Annotated in this window: 15 protein-coding genes; 7 read left to right on the plus strand and 8 right to left on the minus strand. The window is 58.9% G+C overall.

Annotation, left to right across the window (positions count from 1 at the left end):
- Nucleotide 1: 1 nt before the first annotated feature.
- Both GSQ81_RS11580 and GSQ81_RS11585 read right to left on the minus strand, forming a co-directional pair.
- Nucleotides 2-1525 (minus strand): sigma-54 dependent transcriptional regulator, encoded by a 1524-nt coding sequence (locus GSQ81_RS11580; RefSeq protein ID WP_158910896.1) that lies wholly within the window; start codon nucleotides 1523-1525, stop codon nucleotides 2-4.
- Between the two features lie 35 nt (nucleotides 1526-1560).
- On the minus strand, nucleotides 1561-2343 hold the full coding sequence (locus tag GSQ81_RS11585; RefSeq protein ID WP_158910897.1) for a HAMP domain-containing sensor histidine kinase: 783 nt from the start codon (nucleotides 2341-2343) through the stop codon (nucleotides 1561-1563).
- A gap of 300 nt (nucleotides 2344-2643) precedes the next feature.
- On the opposite strand from GSQ81_RS11585, the gene rph reads away from it, so the two are divergent.
- The 3 genes from rph (at nucleotide 2644) to GSQ81_RS11600 (ending at nucleotide 6152) form a co-directional block, all read left to right on the plus strand.
- Nucleotides 2644-3390 (plus strand): ribonuclease PH, encoded by a 747-nt coding sequence (gene rph / locus GSQ81_RS11590; protein ID WP_158910898.1) that lies wholly within the window; start codon nucleotides 2644-2646, stop codon nucleotides 3388-3390.
- A 106-nt stretch (nucleotides 3391-3496) separates the two neighbouring features.
- Nucleotides 3497-4729 carry a YncE family protein gene (locus GSQ81_RS11595; protein ID WP_254060139.1) on the plus strand — a complete coding sequence of 411 codons (1233 nt, stop codon included), beginning with the start codon at nucleotides 3497-3499 and terminating at the stop codon, nucleotides 4727-4729.
- Between the two features lie 211 nt (nucleotides 4730-4940).
- Complete coding sequence (locus GSQ81_RS11600) at nucleotides 4941-6152, plus strand: TCR/Tet family MFS transporter (protein ID WP_158910900.1); 1212 nt, start codon at nucleotides 4941-4943, stop codon at nucleotides 6150-6152.
- A gap of 51 nt (nucleotides 6153-6203) precedes the next feature.
- Here GSQ81_RS11600 and GSQ81_RS11605 read toward each other — a convergent pair whose 3' ends face one another.
- The gene (locus GSQ81_RS11605; RefSeq protein ID WP_158910901.1) at nucleotides 6204-8102 is read right to left on the minus strand and encodes a glycoside hydrolase family 88 protein; all 1899 of its coding nucleotides are present in this window, start codon (nucleotides 8100-8102) and stop codon (nucleotides 6204-6206) included.
- Nucleotides 8103-8216: 114 nt separating this feature from the next.
- Between GSQ81_RS11605 and GSQ81_RS11610 the strand changes: the two genes are divergently transcribed.
- Nucleotides 8217-8612, plus strand: coding sequence for a heme-binding protein (locus tag GSQ81_RS11610; RefSeq protein ID WP_158910902.1), 396 nt, complete (start codon nucleotides 8217-8219; stop codon nucleotides 8610-8612).
- An 87-nt stretch (nucleotides 8613-8699) separates the two neighbouring features.
- Here GSQ81_RS11610 and GSQ81_RS11615 read toward each other — a convergent pair whose 3' ends face one another.
- Together GSQ81_RS11615 and GSQ81_RS11620 are read right to left on the minus strand one after the other, a co-directional pair.
- Nucleotides 8700-8900 (minus strand): hypothetical protein, encoded by a 201-nt coding sequence (locus GSQ81_RS11615; RefSeq protein WP_158910903.1) that lies wholly within the window; start codon nucleotides 8898-8900, stop codon nucleotides 8700-8702.
- 81 nt (nucleotides 8901-8981) lie between these two features.
- Entirely contained in the window at nucleotides 8982-9275 is a 294-nt protein-coding gene (locus tag GSQ81_RS11620) for a putative quinol monooxygenase (protein ID WP_158910904.1), read from the minus strand.
- Between the two features lie 93 nt (nucleotides 9276-9368).
- Here GSQ81_RS11620 and GSQ81_RS11625 point away from each other — a divergent pair, with 93 nt between their 5' ends.
- The 3 genes from GSQ81_RS11625 to GSQ81_RS11635 all read left to right on the plus strand — a co-directional run bounded on the left by GSQ81_RS11625 (nucleotide 9369) and on the right by GSQ81_RS11635 (nucleotide 11359).
- Nucleotides 9369-9926: a DUF1440 domain-containing protein gene (locus GSQ81_RS11625; protein WP_158910905.1), complete on the plus strand. Its 558-nt coding sequence runs from the start codon at nucleotides 9369-9371 to the stop codon at nucleotides 9924-9926.
- Nucleotides 9927-10022: 96 nt separating this feature from the next.
- On the plus strand, nucleotides 10023-10766 hold the full coding sequence (locus GSQ81_RS11630) for a peptidylprolyl isomerase (protein ID WP_158910906.1): 744 nt from the start codon (nucleotides 10023-10025) through the stop codon (nucleotides 10764-10766).
- Between the two features lie 74 nt (nucleotides 10767-10840).
- Nucleotides 10841-11359: a peptidylprolyl isomerase gene (locus GSQ81_RS11635; RefSeq protein ID WP_158910907.1), complete on the plus strand. Its 519-nt coding sequence runs from the start codon at nucleotides 10841-10843 to the stop codon at nucleotides 11357-11359.
- A 59-nt stretch (nucleotides 11360-11418) separates the two neighbouring features.
- On the opposite strand, the gene GSQ81_RS11640 is transcribed toward GSQ81_RS11635, so the two are convergent.
- From GSQ81_RS11640 to GSQ81_RS11650, 3 genes are all read right to left on the minus strand, one after another.
- Nucleotides 11419-12717 (minus strand): hypothetical protein, encoded by a 1299-nt coding sequence (locus tag GSQ81_RS11640; protein ID WP_158910908.1) that lies wholly within the window; start codon nucleotides 12715-12717, stop codon nucleotides 11419-11421.
- Between the two features lie 73 nt (nucleotides 12718-12790).
- Nucleotides 12791-13720 carry a malate dehydrogenase gene (mdh, locus tag GSQ81_RS11645; protein ID WP_158910909.1) on the minus strand — a complete coding sequence of 310 codons (930 nt, stop codon included), beginning with the start codon at nucleotides 13718-13720 and terminating at the stop codon, nucleotides 12791-12793.
- A 73-nt stretch (nucleotides 13721-13793) separates the two neighbouring features.
- On the minus strand, nucleotides 13794-15197 hold the full coding sequence (locus tag GSQ81_RS11650; protein WP_158912193.1) for an NADP-dependent isocitrate dehydrogenase: 1404 nt from the start codon (nucleotides 15195-15197) through the stop codon (nucleotides 13794-13796).
- Nucleotides 15198-15221: the final 24 nt, after the last annotated feature.

A 15221-nucleotide genomic window follows, 5' to 3' on the forward strand; every position in this document is an offset into this window, starting at 1 on the left:
GCTAAGCCTCGGCGATGCCATACTCCTTCAGCTTCCGATAGAGCGTCGTCTTGCCGATCCCAAGCAGCCGCGCCGCCATCAGCTTGTCGCCATTCAACTGCCGCAGCGTGTCCATGATGGCCTTCTTCTCCAGCTCTGCAATCGATATGATCCCGGCCTTCGGCGCCGTCCGCTCGCCCTCCTGCTCCTCCTGCTCGGCATCCACAAGCGAACCCACCCCGCCTCCCTGCAGCCTGAAGTCCTGCAACTGCGTCGGCAGGTCTCCCATATGCAGCACCGGCCCCGACGACAGCGCGCACGCCCGCTCGATCGCATTCTCCAGCTCGCGTACATTGCCCGGCCAGTCATACTCGGTCATCATCCGCAGCGTATCGTCAGAGAAGACCCGCTCCACCCCCGTCTCCTTCTGCATCTTCGCCAGAAAGTGCACCGCCAGCGGAGCGATGTCCTCGCGCCGGTTGCGCAGTGGCGGAATCCTCAGATTCACCACGTTCAACCGGAAGTAGAGGTCCTTGCGAAACCGTCCCTGCTCCACCATCGTCGCCAGGTCTCGATTCGTCGCCGCCAGCACCCGGGCCGAGATAGGCCGCGCCTGTGTCGCCCCCACCGGACGCACCTCCTTCTCCTGCAACGCCCGCAACAGCTTCGACTGCAGGTCCAGCGGAAGCTCCCCAATCTCATCCAGAAAGACCGTTCCCCCATCCGCCGACGCCAACAAGCCCTCCTTGGCTCGGTCAGCCCCGGTAAACGCGCCCTTCACATGACCAAACAATTCACTCTCGATCAGCGTAGGCACCAACGAACCGCAATCCACCGCAATAAACGGCTTCGCCGCATTCGTCCCATTGAAGTGGATCGACCGCGCCACCAGCTCCTTGCCCGTCCCGCTCTCGCCCAGGATCAGCACCGGATGCGTCGAAAAAGCCACCTTCGACAGAATCCTGTACAGCTTCTCCATCTCCGGCGACTGACCCACCAGACCGCCCATGCCCTGCTGCGTCCGCAAACGCTCGCGCAGCTGACGGCTCTGCACGTCCATGTGGTGCCGCTGTCCAGCGCGCTCCAGCACCAGGGTCAAATCTTCCAGCGCAAACGGCTTGGTCAGATAGTCGCCCGCTCCAATCCGCATCGCCTCCACCGCCGACGATACCGTGGCGAACGCCGTCATCACCACCACCGCCGTCTCCGGATGCAGCATCTTCACCTGCTCCAGCAACGCCATGCCGCCGCCGCCCGGCAGCTTCAGGTCCAGCAAAATCAGGTCGATCTGATGGTCCTTGAGGATCGCCTGCGCCGCCGTGGCATTGCCCGCGCCAACCACAACGCAACCCAGCCGGCTCGCGATCTCGCAACAGGCCTTACGGACGGCCTCATCGTCATCGACGACCATCACATGCAGAAGCTCCATATGGCCCGCCGAACGGTCCTTCGTCACCTCTTCGACAACCGCCGCTCCGCCCAGCGGAGTCAACCCGATCAACACGCCCGTCGGCACATCCTCGTCCCATCCAATCACTCCAGCCATCCAATCCTCCTCTGCCTACTCCAGTTTGAAATTCGTCAACACGCCACGGCGTCCTGCTGGCCGCACTCCACTTCAATCTCAGCTTCAGCCGCGTACCACTCGACCGAAATGCTCGTTCCCACTCCAACCTCGCTGTGCATGTTCAGGCAACCGCCCGACATCGCCACCAGCTCCCGCACCACGCAGAAGCCGATTCCCCTTCCGCTCGCCGAGGAGATGCCACCGGCCCGCATCAGCCTGCCAACCGCCGCTGCACTCATGCCGCAGCCTTGATCTCGAACCGTCATGACCACCCGCCGCCGTGGGCCATCGAGCGTTCCCTCCACGACGACCGCGATGCTCTCCCCTCCAGCCGTCGCCTCCGCTGCATTCTTCACCAGGTTGGTCAGAATCCGTTCCGCCGCCTCCGCCCGCACGCCCACCAGCTCATAGGCCCCGACACCATACGAGACGTCGACCGGCCGACCCGCCACCCGGCTCAACACTCCTCGGCATCGCTCCACCAGCTCCGGCAGCACCACCCCTTCGCTCTCCGCCGTGTTCCGCTCCCCGCGCGCATGGTTTACCAGCCGGTTGATCATCGCCCAGCTGCGGTCGCTCAGCAGCCGCAACTCTCCCGCAAACGCGCGGTGCTCCTCATGCAGCACTCCCGGCATTGCCAGCAGCTCCGAATAGAGCGTGAGCGCGCCCAGCAGATTTCCTGCATCGTGCGCCAGCCCAGCCCCCTCAGCGATCCCACTCTCGCCGCATCGAAGCGCCCTGAAATTCTGTCCCTGATCAACCAACCCTGAGGCTCTCCTGCTCTGTATTGCCTGCATGTTGTAGCTCCAATTCGCCCACTTACCGGAGCGGATGCACTTTCGTAATCATTTCAAGTGCCAAACTGGAACTCTTTCTCTAAGTGATTGCTTAGAAAGCAGAACTTTACTACATCCTTCAGTAATCTGATTCCGAATTCCCGAATCAGGACCAACATTTCTCTTCTTTAATAGAATATTCCTAAATTCCTCAACATAATTCCCATTTTGGCCATTTTCCCAAACCGGAACGCTGTCCCATTTCGGGACAAAGGCACCTAAACTTTAGTAACCAAAATGCTCCGCAACTATAATCCCACCATGCCCCAAATCTCTTCGCAACTCTTCCGGCCCGACCATCGCGCCGCTGACGCTCTCCGTCCCACCCGCATCACCCCCGGCTTCATCGTCATGCCCGAGGGCTCGGTCCTCATCGAGACCGGCAACACCCGCGTCCTCTGCAACGCCTCCATCGAGCAGGGCGTTCCCGGCTGGCTGCGCAACTCCGGCCGAGGCTGGGTCACGGCAGAGTACGGTATGCTCCCCCGCGCCACCCTCACCCGCACCGCTCGCGAGTCCGAACGCGGCAAGATCGGCGGCCGCACCCACGAGATCCAGCGCCTCATCGGCCGCAGTCTGCGCTCCGTCGTCGACATGAAGGCCCTCGGCGAACGCACCATCATCCTCGACTGCGACGTCCTCCAGGCCGACGGTGGAACCCGCACCGCCGCCATCACCGGAGCCTGCGTCGCCCTCGCCATCGCCCTCAACAAGCTCGTCGCCGCGGGAACCCTCAAGGCCTCGCCCCTGCGCCAGATGCTCGCCGCCACCTCGGTCGGCATCGTCGACGGTCACGTCCTGCTCGATCTCTGCTACGAAGAAGATTCCCGCGCCGAGGTCGACATGAACGTCGTCATGCTCGCCGACGGCGGCCTCATCGAAACCCAGGCCACCGCAGAAAAGAACTCCTACACCCGCCAGCAACTCAACCAGATGCTCGACTACGCCGAAAAGGGCATCCGCGACCTCCTCGCCGCCCAGAGCGCCATCCTCGAAGCCAAACCATAGACTCCAGCCTCCGATTTCGCGCGCCCATCCTTCGCGCCTCTCTGAAGGATGGGCGGCTACTGCCAATAACTTGCTCCGCCTCAACCTCCTCGATAGACTCGCAACAGTGCCAACCCCCCGCCGCTTCCTCCATTCATCCCGCTCTCTCGCCGCCGCTGCTGCCCTCGCGCTGATCGCCGCCTGCACCGGCTGCCACCACAACAGCTTCCCCGACGTCCCCGCCGGATATCACGAGTTCGCCTATGTCAGTAACGGCGGCTCCAACACCGTCACCGTGCTCGACCTCGTCTATCTCCGCCAGGACCGCACCCTCCGCGTCGGCGACAACCCCACCGGCCTCGCCGTGAACCCCGTCCGCAACGAGGTCTACGTCGTCAACACCAAGTCCGACAGCATCTCCGTCATCGATGCCGAATCCAACCGCGTCGTCGCCACCATCCCCGTCCATCGCAGTCCCTACTTCATCAGCGTCGACGACACCGGCCACCGTGCCTACGTGGCCAACTCCGGCTCCAACATCGTCAGCGTCATCGACCTCGACCAGCGCCGCGAGATCGCCCTGGCCGGTACCGGCGAGCAGCCCGGCCTCGCCCGCATCTCGCCCGACAACCGCACCCTCGTCGTCACCAACCGAGGCAGCGGCAGCATCTCCATCTATGATGTAGCCCCCTACGAGAGATCTCCCGCAGACCGCACCCACATCCTGCACTTCCGCGACGCCTTCTCCGGCTGTCCCGGAGCCACCGACGCCGTCATCCTTCCCGACTCCTCCAAGGTCTTCGTCGCCTGCTCCAGCGGCCATCAGGTCATGGCCGTCAACCTCGCCGCCGATCCCCACTCCTGGAACGCGAAGCAGAACCCGTCCCTTCTGACCGACCGCCTGCTCACCCTGCTCGACGTCGGCAATACGCCCGTCAACCTTGCCCTCAAGCCCGACGGCGGCGAGATCTTCGTCTCCAACTTCAACTCCGACAGCATCTCAGAGATCGACACCTGGAACAACCAGGTCGGCTGGACGCAGGCCATCGGCAACAAGCCCACCCACGGTATCGTCAGCCGCGACAACAGCTCGCTCTGGGTCTCCAACTTCGGCGCCGACTCGCTCAGCCTCTACAGCATCGACGACGGCCGCGTCGTCAGCAGCGTTCACACCGGCTCCGAGCCCGACGCCCTCGCCTTCTCCGCCGACGAGCATCTTCTCCTCGCCGCCGACGCCCACTCCGGCGACGTCTCCGTCATCCGCACCCAGGACAAGACCGGCCCCACGCTCTTCACCATCCTGCCCGCCGGAAGCTCCCCCAACGCGATTGTCACCAAAGCCTTCAAGCTAAAGTCCTAGCCTCCCTTGCCTCGAAACTACAAACAACTGCTTCGGTGATCGGGATACTTCCCTGCACAGCGGCTGCCTCACGCTATACTTTCGATAGGCTGAAAACCTCCATGCGCATCCTCCTCCATCTCGTGAAGTAGCCCTCCCGCAGCCTTCTGCTGCGTCCCGCTGCCACCGCACTGTCTTCCGTGCCCACCGAGTTCCAAGGATTCTTCGCGTAATGAAGCGTTCCACCCCTCTCATCCTCTCCATCGTCGTGCTCGATGCCATCGGCATTGGCATCGTTTTCCCTACGCTCCCCGCTCTTTTGCGCTCCATGCTCCATGGCAGCGGCGACGTCGCGCGTCACTATGGCTTTCTCCTCGCCGCCTACGCCGTCACCATGCTCATCTCTTCTCCCATTCTCGGCTTTCTCAGCGATCGTTATGGCCGCCGACCTCTTCTTCTCTTCTCTCTCTTCGGCACCGCCTTCGACGACCTTGTCATGGCCCTCGCCCCCACTCTCTCTTTCCTCTACCTCGGCCGCACCCTCGCCGGCATCACCGGAGCCAACCTAACCGTAGCCAACGCCTACCTGGCCGACATCACTCCCGAAGAAAATCGTTCCTCTGCCTTCGGTCGCATGAACGCCTGCTTCGGCATCGGCTTCATCGCCGGTCCCGCGTTAGGTGGATTGGTCGGCACCTACTCCCTCCGCGCGCCCTTCTTTCTCGCCGCCGCCCTCAATCTCCTCGGCGCAGTCCTCTGCTTCTTCTTCCTGCCGGAGTCTCGTCTTAACCGCCCCACAACTCAGGCCCCTATCACCTTCGCCCAGCTCAACCCCTTCGCCTCCCTTCGCTCCGTCACTAACCTCCACGGCATTAGCCGCCTGCTCTACATCTTCTGCACTATGGATATGGTCGGCCAGGTCCCGGCCGTCCTTTGGGTCATCTACGGCATCGCGCACTTTGGATGGTCGGCGGCCACCGTGGGCCTTTCCTTCGCTCTCTTCGGCCTGCTCCACGCCCTCTGCCAGGCCTTCCTTCCGGCCCGCGCCGAACGCCTGCTCGGACAGCGCGGCACCGTCCTCGTCGGTATGGCCTTCGACTCCTTAGGCTGGCTCCTCTTCTCCATCGCCAGCACCACCACCGCAGCCTTCTGTATCCTGCCTCTACTCTGCCTGGGAGGCATCGCCCAGCCGGCACTCCAGTCCATGCTCTCCGCCAAAGCAAGCGAAGACCGCCAGGGGGAACTCCAGGGAGTCCTCACCAGCTTCAACAGCCTCATCGCCATCCTCGGCCCCATTATCGTGGCAAACTTCTACGAGCTCCTCCAGCACCGCATCCCGAGCTATCCCGGAAGCATCTGGCTCACCACCATCGCCCTTTACGTGCCCTGCTTCCTCATGCTCTTCATGCAAAGATCCACGGAGAAACTCCATCGTTCATCCTGAGATCAGCAGCCAAACATATTTTCAGGCGCCTTTCGTGGACATTGAAAGGAGCTACTGCCGCACCGCCCATCCAGCCAGATCGATCATCCCGGCGAAGTTGTCATACTTCACCGGAAGATGGTTCCGCCGGTCCACATACTCGTTGTAGACCCATGGATCGACCACGGCAAACACCGTCCCCTTGCCGTACTTCGCCACCGCGATCATCACGTCGCTGCCCTTGGTCACCACGGCCTTAGCTGGCCCCGATACCGAGATCGTGGAAGTGTCCTTCATGTAAGCCAGATGAGGATGCTCAAACACGCCCGTACCTGCCGGAATCTCCAGCTCTCCCGCCGGAAGATCGTTGCCGACGACGTGGTTCACCAGCACCTGATTGAAGTGAATGCCAAACCGATCGCTCAGCGTATTGAAGTGGGTAAACTCCGCATTCGGCCCATCGTTCTCCATGAGCAGCAGGACACCACCACGCTTCACCCAGTCGGCAATCACCTTGCCGCTCTTGTTGTCCATGTAATGCGGGTTCGGGTTCTTCGATGGAATATCCGGCGACGCCAGAATATAGATCTGCGCCTTCTTTAGATCCGCCGACGTCGGAGCCGTCTTCTCGGTCGCCAGCTTCGCGCCGTAACGTTGAAAAGCACGTCCAAAAAACGCGAACCCATTGTTCGAGTCATCGTCCCACTTGTAATGAAACAGCTCCGTCTGTCCAGCCGCATTCTGCCGCGTCTGCGAGTTGAACCACGCATCTACCAACACCGTCTTTCCCTGCCCCAAAGCCTCGGTCGATGCCTGCTCCATCTCGCTTCCCGCCAGCAGAAACGCGCCAACGCCCTTGGCATCGTTCACCCGCGTCTTCTCGCCGATGTAGTAGTCATAGCTTCCCGAACGATAAGGCTTTCCACCCAACCCGCCAACTGTCACCGTCCCGCTCAGCGCCATCTTTCCATCGTCAGTCGTCACAAACGCCTTCTGGATGCCCTCCCATCCACGCCGCGCGCTGGCCTCATCGGCCTGCGGCAGATAACCCATGCGAACACCTTTAGCCAGCGCATAAACGAACATGCAGCTAGCCGAAGCCTCCGTATAGTTGCCCGCTCTACCGCCCTTGTCCATCACCTGCCACCACAAGCCGGTCTTCGCATCCTGATACTTCACCACCGCAGCCATCGTGCGGTTCAGCGCAGCCACCAGTTCAGGCCGCTGCGGCTGATCCTGAGGCATCCAGTCCAGCACATCCACCAACGCCATCGCGTACCAGCCCATCGCCCGGCCCCAAACCTCAGGCGACAATCCCGTCTTAGTATCCGCCCACGGCATCTTCTTCGATTCGTCCCATCCATGCCGCATCAAGCCAGTCTTCGGCTCGCGCATGTGAGCATCCATCAGCAGCAACTGCCTGGCAATGTCCGCAAAGTCTCCCGGCTCATGGAACGTAGCCGCATAGGCCGCACGAAACGGCTCGGCCATATAAGCGCCATCCAGCCACATCTGGTTGGGATAGATCTGCTTGTGCCAATATCCTCCGCTCGCCGTCCGGGGCTGCGACTCAAGCTGCTCATGCAGAAACTTCGCCGCCTTGTAATACTTCGGCTCCTGCGTCACCCGATAGACCAGCAACACCCCGCGCCCCAGCTCGATGTTGTCCAGACTATGCGCATCCGGTTTGTATCCCGTGATCGTTCCATCCGCAGTCACATACTTATCGACAGCGGCCTTGATGTAATGAAAGTCCTGACCATCCGCCGTCGTATGCCACTCCGCAGCGATCCCATCCAGCAGGACGCCCTCTTCATATCCCCACGATCCCGGATTCCCCGTCGTCGAAACCACTCCCGCTGGCCACTGCTCCATCACCGAAGCCGCCATCAGCCGCGAAGGCGATTCCTGCGCAACCAAGCCCTGCGCGCCCAGACATCCCAGCAACATCAGCCCCGCAAAAAACTTCATCCTTAAGTCCTCTCATACAACTAATTCATCCGCCAACCAGCATAACCCGATCCATATGACTCTGGCTGGTACGATCAGTCCAAGAAGACATTGCGCACTCAAGGAGATTTATCAATGATTCAGCTCGCAGACGCCCGCCGCATGATCGCCGCGGCAGAGAAGAAAGCCGAAGAGATCAAGCAACCCATGAACATCGCCATCGTGGACGAGGGCGGCAACCTCATCGCCTTCGAGCGCATGGAGAACGCGTGGCTGGGCTCGATTGACATCGCGCAGAAGAAGGCCTGGACCTCGCGCGCCTTCGACATCACCACCAAAGACCTCGGCGCGAACTCGCAGTCTGGCGACCAGTTCTTCGGCATCCACGCATCGAACAACGGCAAGGTCATGATCTTCGCCGGCGGCATTCCTCTCAAAAAGGATGGCAAGGTAGTCGGAGCAATCGGAGTCAGCGGCGGCTCGGGCGTGCAGGACCACTCCGTAGCCGAAGCAGGCGCAGCAGCGCTTTAGCTAATACGATCTACTAAACCCAAAAGGAAAGGCCCGCTCATCTCAGCGGGCCTTGCCTGTTCCTGCATACGAAAATTCAGCTAGAAATTACTTCGAGAAGATAGAGTTGCCCGGAGTCGTCTCTTCGTTCGAGTGAATCCGGTTCTGTGCGCGCTTGGCGCTCTCCATCCCGATATGATTCAGCTTCTCTTCATCGCTCTTGCCAACCTCAGTCGCTGTAGTCTCCTCTTCAATCGCTTCATGAGAAGGACGTGCTCCAGTCTTGGTTGAATCCAGACCCTGTGCCATATATCACCTCTACTAAGACAGATGGTGCCATCGTGGCCGGGGTTGCTCTGCGAGACAGTGCCGCGTAGACGCAAACTGGCTTTATTTATTGGCGACAACCGCAATCTTATGAATCTTGGGTGCCTCCGAAAATAGCTCATCGGCCTTCGCCATCAATGCCTTGGCGATCTCTCCATTCAAGTGAGCATCCCGCCCCGCCTCATCATCAAAAGTATCGAAGACGGAGTAGTTGCCTTCATCCTCCTTCAGAGCGAACCATGCAACGGTTCCCTTTTCGTTTCTGGACATCTCCGCACCCTGCTTCAGAAATGCTTCCACATCAGCCTCTTTGCCCGGTTTTGCCTTCAGCGATACATAAAGCGCATATTTTGCCATCTTGAATGATCCTCCAGCTTCATTGGACGCCGAATCCCTCAAATCTATTCCACAATTTCCGTAAAATTCGCATCAAACTCTACGGAGATCCTTATGCGCAGAAATAGACCTTCCATCTTTCGCGGCATCGTCACCGGAATCGCGGCAGGCATCGCTGCGACGTTGGTCATGGACCAGTTTCAGAAGCTAAGCACCGCCGGCCAGAAGGCGCTCGAGAGGCAAAGGAAACTAGCCGACCACGAATCGCCCTGGCAGATCGCTCACGAGCCGGCGCAAAAAGAACAAGAGCAAGCCGAGCAGGAAGACTCCACGGAGATCGTGGCGCGAAGGATCGCCGAAGCAACCGGAACTCATCTTCCTCCCGAAGATAAGAAGAAAGCTGGCCGCGCCATTCACTACGCCTTCGGTACACTCATGGGCGTAGTCTATGCCGTCTCCGCCGAGGCCGTCCCAGAGGTCACCACAGGCGCCGGCACAGCCTTCGGGACACTCCTCTTCCTCTCCGCAGACGAGATCGCCGTTCCCGCATTCCAGCTCTCCTCAACGCCATCGGAGACGCACCCCTTCGATCATCTTCAACATTGGGCCTCCCACGTCGTCTACGGTGGATCGCTGGAGATCGTGCGCAACCTGATTACGCGGCTCATGTAGCCGTATGCGAATTGGGCCAGCGTGCGAACTGCTCAAGGCCGCGAATTGCTCCACGCCCCAGTCTGCGATAGCCTGATGCATGGAGTCCTACACCGCATGAAGCTTCGCTATCTCGCACTTGCCTTGGCCTTCAGCCTGCCCGCGCTCGCGCAAAGCCCGCAGTCCTCGGCGGACGCTCTCCCCGACGATCCAGGCGCAACGACGACGGTGAAGCCGCCAGTTGCGCCCACCGGTCCCACCGTCGTAATCGATACCACTCTGGGACGACTGACCTGCAAGCTCTACGACAAAGAGGCCCCCATCACGGTAGCGAACTTCATCGGCCTCGCCGAAGGCACCAAAGACTGGACCGATCCCAAGACGCTCAAGACGGTTCACGGCCAGTCTTTCTACAACGGCACCACCTTCCATCGCGTCATCCCCGAGTTCATGATTCAAGGCGGCGACCGCGTGGGCGACGGCACCGGCGACCCCGGCTATCTCTTTCAGGACGAGATCGACCCATCGCTCACCTTCGATCAGCCGGGAAGGCTCGCGATGGCGAACTCCGGCCCCGGCCCTTCAGGCGGTGGAACCAACGGCTCGCAATTCTTCATCACCGAAACTCCGCAGACGGAACTCAACGGCAAGCACACCATCTTCGGTCAGTGCGATGCTCATAGTGTTCTGCTGGTGGCCTCCATCGCACGGGTTCCGCGTGATGAGGGCGACAAACCGCTGTCCCCGGTCACCATCAACCGCGTGACGATTGTGCGCGACGGACAGCCGATGCCGCCTGCGCCGCCGACGCCTCCTGTGCCGCCGACTACAACTCCAGCATCAGGCGCGGCCCCTCAATAACTTTTGATCTTCGCCAAATACCGCGGAGATTCTGCTTTCATCAACCAATAACCGAAGTTTAGGAGAATGCTGAAATGCCAACGAAACCCGGAACCTATGCAACATTCAAAACCAGCGAAGGCACCATCGTCTGTGAGCTGTTCGAGAAGGACGCGCCACAAACCGTAGCCAATTTCATCGGCCTCGCCGAAGGAACCAAAGAGTGGAACAGCCGCAGCAAAAAAGGCGACAAGCTCTATGACGGAACCGTCTTCCATCGCGTCATTCCCCAGTTCATGATCCAGGCCGGCGACCCCGAAGGCACCGGCATGGGCGGCCCCGGCTACAAGTTCGCCGACGAGACCCAGGGCTCGAAGCATGGCTTTCAGGAGAAGGGCAAGCTCGCCATGGCCAACGCCGGCCCCAACACCAACGGCTCGCAGTTCTTCATCACCGTGGCCGACACCAGCTGGCTCACCGGCAAGCACACCATCTTCGGCGAAGTCGTCGAAGGCTACGACATCGTAGAAAAGATCTCCAAGGCCAGCCGCGACGGCATGGACCGCCCCAAGACCCCAATCGTCCTCGAAAGCGTCACCATCGAACGAATCTAGCCGTCACCGGAGACGAGGCCAACTAAATATTGTTCTCGTCTCCGAAAGATTGTGGCTATTCAATTCTTGCGGAAAATCCCGGTCGGAAATACATACTCCTTCATCTCACCTCGTTTGAGCTTTTCGTAGTAAAAGACCCGTGTCGATGGTTCGACGTGGCCGTACCTTATCAAGGCCGCGGGAATATCTCTTGGTCGCTCTCCTACACCCGGGTTATTTTCCACTTTCGCAAATTGCCATAGATTTACAAGACAAAATAGAGCGCTGAGACCGGCAATTGCCAACCCAGTCGGGTTACGCCACTTGATGAACAACAAGCCAACGGCTGCAGCAAGTAGCAGTAGTCGAGAGCCCGGATCAGCTACACCGAGCCATATCTGAGGCAGAAACGTCGAGATCACCAGCAGTATGAGAACAAAGGCACCGGCAATTTTGCGAAATTTGTCGGACCCTGGCTTTGTAACCAGCGCCAGCATATGCAATAAGCAAAATATCGACAGAATAAGAGATGCTGCAATCAGGAGAAGGAATAAGCCTTTCCCAAATATCTCCTCGCCCTGCGACAGGCCGCTCGCAGTACATGCGTTGACATATCCAAATATCTTGAAAAAGGTATTGGTCTTATAGACCAAAAAACCTGGTGAGCCGTAAGCGTAGTCGGCCTTCGGCAGTCCCTGAACATCCAGGTTTCCCCCGCTGAATCTCGCTACAACATACCAGGCCGTCAATGCAATCGTCGGAATTGCAGTCCATATTTCGCGCCATCGCCGCGTGACGACGCACCACAAAACCAATAAGAGAATTGCGCCCGCACAAGCCTCCATGTGCGTAAAAAACAGGAGCACAAGCATCAAGCTCACAGTCCATGACGATGCGTTCCGCTTCAACAATCCCAGAAGCAGTAATACGAGACAGATTCCTATTTCAAAACTGATATGTCCATACCAGAAGTCGAGATTTAAAAACACGATGGCGGGAAGTGCCACAACAAATCGCCACTCGCGAAAGCTAAAGACGTGCAGAACAAACCATGTGGCAAACGTGGCAAGCGCAAGATACAAACATATCCAGGCCTTCGCCGCCCATTGCCAGGGCAATACAGTATCTAACAGCCCCAAACCAATCGTCGTTGTGCTGTTCGGAACCGGATAGTGCTTCAATACATAACCGGCGAAAGGATGTCCTGATAGAACACCGTGGAACAGGAAGCCCTGATAAACCCAGTCTGGATAATCGACGAAGGCTGGAGGCGCCTTTGCGAATAGGATAACGCAGGCATATGCCAGCATCACACCAATAAAATAGGCCCATGCAACTATCCAGAAGCGTCTCTGGTTCACTTCTATCTTTTCAGGCATGACCGAAGCTTACATGAAAAAAGGCACTGCGAGGTCCACAGTGCCCGGTGAAACTACCCAGCTAATTGCTTGTTTAAACGACTCCAATTACTGTGCAAAGCTCCTTCACAGAATCGGCGCTCCGTTGCAAAGCAGCCTGCTCCTCTGCACTCAGTTTGATCTCAATAATCTGCTCCAGCCCCTTGGCACCCAGCTTGCACGGTACTCCAACGAACAGGCCCGAAATTCCATACTCGCCCTGCAGATACGCAGCGCAAGGCAGGATCTTCTTCTTGTCCTTCAGTATGGCCTCGACCATCTCCGTGGCAGCAGCAGAAGGAGCATAAAAGGCGCTTCCGGTCTTGAGATACTTCACAATCTCCGCACCGCCATCGCGCGTCCGCTGCACCAGTTCCGCAATCCGCTCCGGCGCAATCAGCTCCGTAATCGGAATGCCGGCGACAGTCGAATAGCGTGGCAGCGGAACCATCGTATCTCCATGGCCACCGAGAACAAAAGCAGTTACATTCTCGACGGACACATTCAACTCCTGCGCGATAAAGGTACGGAACCGCGCCGAATCGAGCACGCCAGCCATACCGATCACGCGCTCACGCGGAAACTTAGCCTGATGAAAGGCAGCCTGCGCCATCGCATCCAGTGGATTTGAAACCACGATGATGATGCAGTTTGGCGAATGCGCCGTGACCTTGCTCACCACGTCCGACATGATCTTGTAGTTCGTGTTCAGCAGATCGTCGCGGCTCATCCCCGGCTTGCGCGGAATGCCAGCCGTAATCACGACGATGTCCGAGTTCGCGGTATCGGCATAATCATTGGTGCCGATAATATTGCAATCGCGCTTCTCAATCGGCATCGCCTCCAGAAGGTCGAGACCCTTGCCCTGCGGCGTGCCCTCCGCAACGTCAAGCAGAACCACATCCGCCAGTTCCTTCGCAGCAATCCAATGTGCCGCCGTCGCACCCACATTTCCTGCACCAACAATCGTTACCTTCTTACGCATTGCATCTCCATTTCTATATCCAAATCTTGTCATCCTTCCGCAAAGCGGGAGGACCTGCGTTTGCTTTTTTCTTTTACCCCATGTTCTCAATCATACGGCTGGCGAACTCGCTCGTCTTCGCCTTGGTCGCGCCTTGCAAGCCGCGCTCGAAGTCGTAGGTCACAAACTTCTGCGCAATCGTCTTCTCCATCGAGCTCTCAATCAGCCGCGCCGCCTCGGTCCAGCCAAGGAAGTCGAACAGCATCACGCCCGACAGAATCACCGATCCCGGATTGATCACATCCTTGTCCGCATACTTCGGGGCCGTTCCATGTGTCGCCTCGAAGACAGCATATCCGTCACCGATATTTCCGCCCGGCGCAATCCCCAGGCCGCCGACCTGCGCCGCCGCCGCATCTGAGATGTAGTCGCCGTTCAGGTTCGTCGTCGCCAGCACGCTGTAGTCCTCAGGCCGCAGGATGATCTGCTGAAAGATCGAGTCAGCGATGCGGTCGTTGATCAGGATCTTGCTCTTCCACTTGCCGCCGCCATGCGAAGCGCCGATCGAAGCAATCACCTGCTTCACCTCTGCCACCACGCTCTCGCCAAACTCTTTCGCGGCAAACTCAATTCCCGGCTCGATCAACGCAGCATTCTGCTCGGCCGTCAGGTTGGGGTTCTGCTCAAAATTGCCAAGGATCCAGCTCTCCCGCTCCGTCACCGTCTGCTCGCGGAACTCCTCAGACGCAACCTCGTAGCCCCACTCGCGGAACGCGCCTTCGGTGAATTTCTGAATATTTCCCTTGTGTACCAACGTCACCGTCTTGCGGTTATTGTCGAGCGCATATTGAATCGCCGCCCGCACCAGCCGCTTCGATCCCGTGATCGAGATCGGCTTCACGCCCACACCCGAGTCCTGCCGAATCTTCTTTTTGCCGCCCTTCAGCATCTCGTCGTTCACGAAGTCAATAAACTTCTTCGCCTCAGGCGTTCCCTGGCGGAACTCGATGCCGGCATAGATGTCCTCCGTGTTCTCGCGGAAGATCACAACGTCCAGCTTCTCCGGGTGCTTCACCGGGCTGGGCACGCCCGCGTAATACTTCACCGGGCGCACGCACTGGTAAAGGTCCATCAACTGCCGCAAAGCCACATTAAGCGAACGAATCCCGCCGCCCACCGGCGTCGTCAGCGGTCCCTTGATCGACACGCGAAAATCGACCGTCGCCTTCACTGTGTCATCCGGCAACCAATTCTGCGTCTGGCGGTACGCCTTCTCCCCGGCCAAAACTTCGTACCACTTTACGGAGCGTTTGCCACCGTAAGCCTTCTCAACAGCCGCATCAAAAACACGCTGCGATGCCTTCCAGATATCGCGACCGGTACCATCGCCTTCGATGAAGGGAATGATCGGATGATTAGGAACGGTAAATTTTCCGTTGGCGTATTCAATGGGTTGACCGTCGGTGGGAACAGCGATTCCGTTATAGCTCGATTGCATCTTCATCACTCCAGTTTAAGGGAC

Origin of the sequence: Granulicella sp. L56, from assembly GCF_009765835.1 — a bacterium.
In the GTDB taxonomy this organism is placed as follows: Bacteria; Acidobacteriota; Terriglobia; order Terriglobales; family Acidobacteriaceae; genus Edaphobacter.